Source organism: Luteitalea sp. (assembly GCF_044337415.1).
Taxonomy (GTDB): Bacteria; Acidobacteriota; Vicinamibacteria; order Vicinamibacterales; family Vicinamibacteraceae; genus Luteitalea.
The window spans coordinates 1-3,345 of sequence record NZ_JBIINP010000340.1 but is presented as its reverse complement, the minus strand read 5'-3'; the positions used below and the strand labels follow the sequence as shown (position 1 = coordinate 3,345).

At 73.1% G+C, this 3,345-nt stretch carries 2 protein-coding genes; both read right to left on the bottom strand.

The window, feature by feature from the left end; translation table 11 throughout:
- Positions 1-832 (bottom strand): FAD-dependent oxidoreductase (locus ACIRDX_RS21980; RefSeq protein ID WP_396627557.1); only part of this gene is annotated, 832 nt, incomplete at its 3' end.
- Between the two features lie 265 nt (positions 833-1,097).
- Positions 1,098-3,296 (bottom strand): hydantoinase/oxoprolinase family protein, encoded by a 2,199-nt coding sequence (locus tag ACIRDX_RS21975; RefSeq protein WP_396627558.1) that lies wholly within the window; start codon positions 3,294-3,296, stop codon positions 1,098-1,100.
- Positions 3,297-3,345: the final 49 nt, after the last annotated feature.

The window sequence follows — 3,345 nt, the reverse complement described above, 5'->3', positions numbered from 1 at the left end:
CGCGCGTCAGGTCGTCGGCGTCGAGCGGGTTCAGGCCGGTGACGCGCGTCATGTTGACGCTCACCTCGTCCGGGTGCGCGCCGCGGAACACGCTGACGATCTCGCGCGGGATGTCCACCTCGCCAGCGGCCTGCGCCGCCTTCCAGGCGTCCCAGAAACCGGCGATCGCGGTGAGCGTGTCGGCCGAGAAGGCGTCCGGCGGCAGGCTCGTGCGCACCTGGTCGGGATGCTCGCGCAACCACGCGGCAGTGCCCTCGAGGTCCACATGGCTCAGCCGGAACATCATCGTCATCGGCTGGACGAGTCCCTCCGCGTTGCCCTGCTCGCAGGGGACGCCGGCCGCGTGCGCCACGAGGGCGTCGGCACTGCAGTCGATGACCCGTCGTGCGAGGAGCTCACGTGGGCCCGAGACCGTCTGCACGCGGACACCAGCGATCCTGGCCCCGTCCATGACGACGTCGAGGAAGGTGGCGTGGAGCAGCAACTGCACGCCGGCCTCCTCGCACATGGCCATCAGCAGCCACTTGTGCATCTCGGGGTCGAACGGCGTGATGGTCGGCACGTAGTCCGAGGCGTCGGGGATGTGGCCCGGTGAGCCGCCCATCGCGACGAGGCGGTCGACGAACTCCTGCGCCAGTCCCCCGGTGACGCGGCCCTCCTCGCCAGCGGTGCCCGCGTGATACGTCATCCACGGGGCGACGAGCGCCGCGGTGGCCGTGCCGCCGAGGAAGCCGTAGCGCTCGACGAGGCGCACGCGCGCGCCGAGCCGCGCGGCCGCGATCGCAGCCGTGCACCCGGCGTTGCCGCCGCCGACGACGAGGACGTCATCCATCGCTCCTCAGTGTAGCCGTCGCGCCCGGCTTCGTGGCCGTGCATCGGTTCGTGGCCGTCGGCTCGTAGCCATCGGTTCGTAGCCATCGGTTCGTAGCCGTCGGCTCGTAGCCATCGGTACGTAGCCGTCGGTACGTAGCCGTCGGACTTGTCCGACGGTCAGTGATCTTCGCGGCAGTCGGCAGTCGGCAGTCGGCAGTCGCCGGCGACAGGCTGCCTTCCTGGACGGGGATCGGTAGGCCTGCAGCCTGCGTCCTGTCGCCCGCCTACCTGCGCGCGGTGGCGATGATGACCACAGGCGCATCGGGGGCCTGGGCGCGCACCTCGACGGAGGCGAGGCCGAGGATCTGGCCCTCGTCGCCGAGGCCCGACAGGTTCACGATGCGCGGTCCTACCAGGAGGTGGACGTCCGGGATGGTGCGCCCGGCGTCGCCGAAGTCGGCAAGCACCTCGAGCAGGGTCCGGAGGTCGCCCTCGAGACCGGCCGCAGACGAGGCGCGCACCGTTGCGTCCTCACGCTGCAGCCGCACGACGCCAGAGCCATCCACCACCCGCAGGCTCGTGGTCGCGCGTCGCCAGGGCGCCCACCAGCCGCCGCCAGGCGCCTCGGCGGTGAAGACGTCGAAGGCGCCGGTGGACGTCACGAGGCGCACCGCGTCGAGTTCCCGCTGCATCGAGCGGGCGGCCGCGGCGGCCCGCGCCGCCGTATCCGTGCGCCTGTCGACGGCGCCGCCACGCCGGAGCTCCGCCGACCCGGCCGCCACCGCGCGCACGAGGTTGCGGCGGGCGTCGACCTCCACCTGGACGTCGATCGTCTCGGCGAGCGCGCCATTGCGGACAGCCGCATCGATCGCCTCCTGCCGCACGCGGAGCACGTCGGCAGGCGTGGGATCGACGATCGTGCGTTCGATGGTGTCGCGCACCATGGCCAGCGCGACGCCGAGCGGCGAGATCACCTCGGCCTGCCGGGCAAGCCGCCACGGCACGCCCATCAGCGCACCCGTGTGCGGCACGAGCGCGGCCGCGCCGCCTCCCCCGCCCACGAGGTCCACGGCCGACGGCGAGAGGCGGTACTCCTCGACGAGGGCGGTGACCTGTGCCACCACCTTGGCGCACGCCCGGTCCAGCACAGCCCTGGCCAGCGTCGCGCCGTCCTGCTGCATCGCCGCGCCGAGCACGGCGAATGCCCGCAACGCCGTCGCTGGGTCCGCCTTCGCGAACGCGTCGCCGGGCACCACGCCCACCGCGTTGGCGGCACACGTGGGCGTGAGCGCGTACCGCGCGCCCCCGGCCACCAGCACCACGTAGTCGGACGGGTCGCCCTCGATCGGCTGCACCCGGCTCACCTCGACCGAACCGTCGAAGGCGCCAGCCGGCGCAAAGCACGCGTACCCGACGCCGGCGATGTGCGCCGACCTCGGACCGACGTCGACGAGCGTCCCGCCCTCTGCACGCACCATGCTGCCGCCGGCGATGGCCAGCGTGCGCACGTCGAGCGTGTTCAGGAACGTGCGGTGGCCGCCAACGCGCGCCGGGCGCATCTGCGGCTGGCCGTCGCGGATCACCGAGATGTCGGCGCTGGTGCCGCCGACCTCGATGAAGATGCCATCGGACACCTGCTCGTGCATCAGCGCGCCGGCGATGCCCGCCGCAGGCCCCGAGAGCATCGTCTGGATCGGCCGCCTGGCGACCTCGTCGACCGTCATCACGCCGCCGTCGGACCGCATGATCATCAGCGGCGCCGTGATGCCCGCCTCAGCGACCGACCGCGCCGTCATCGTCGCCGTCCCGACCATGCGCGGCAGGATCGCGGCGTTGAGGACGGCGGTGCGCGTCCGCGTGCGAAGGCCATAGAGCGACGCCACCTCGTGGCCTGCCGTGGCCCACAAGCCCCGTGCCCGCGCGGCGTCGGCGATCGCCGACTCCACCGACGGATCGTCGACCGCGAAGGGCTCGCTCGCGACCACCACCTCGACGCCGTCGGCCGCGAGCCGATCGAGCGCCGCGCCGATGGCCGCAGACGCGTCGGCCGGGTCGTCGATCGGCGCGAACGCGTGCGTTGCGCGCAGCGCCTTGCCGGGCGCCAGGGGCACGGGAGGCACGCGCGTGTCGATCCGGGCCTTCCAGCGCTCGCCTCGGCGTCCTGCGCCGACGACGCCGACGCGGGCGACGTCGCCCTCGAGCAGCGCGTTGGTCGCCTGCGTGGTCGAGTGCGCGATGAAGACGACGTCTTCGGGTCGCGCCGAGAGCTGCCGGAGCATCTGCTGCAGGCCGTCGATGATGCCGCGCGCAACGCCCTCGGCCGCGTGGTGCGTGGTCGGCACCTTGAGCTGCGCCACGAGCGTGAACGTGTCGGCATCCACCGCGACGACGTCGGTGAACGTGCCGCCGACATCGATGCCGATACGCAGCCGGCTCACGCCCGCCTCCCCGCTCGGCACACCCGCTGCACTGCCGACCGCCATCGACTGCCGACCGCCGACTGCCGACTGCCGCGGTTCACAGGAACCACCA

Bases quoted from the DNA above. Each gene is read 5' to 3' on its own strand.
- ACIRDX_RS21975 (WP_396627558.1), bottom strand. From the start codon at position 3,296: ATGGCGGTCGGCAGTGCAGCGGGTGTGCCGAGCGGGGAGGCGGGCGTG.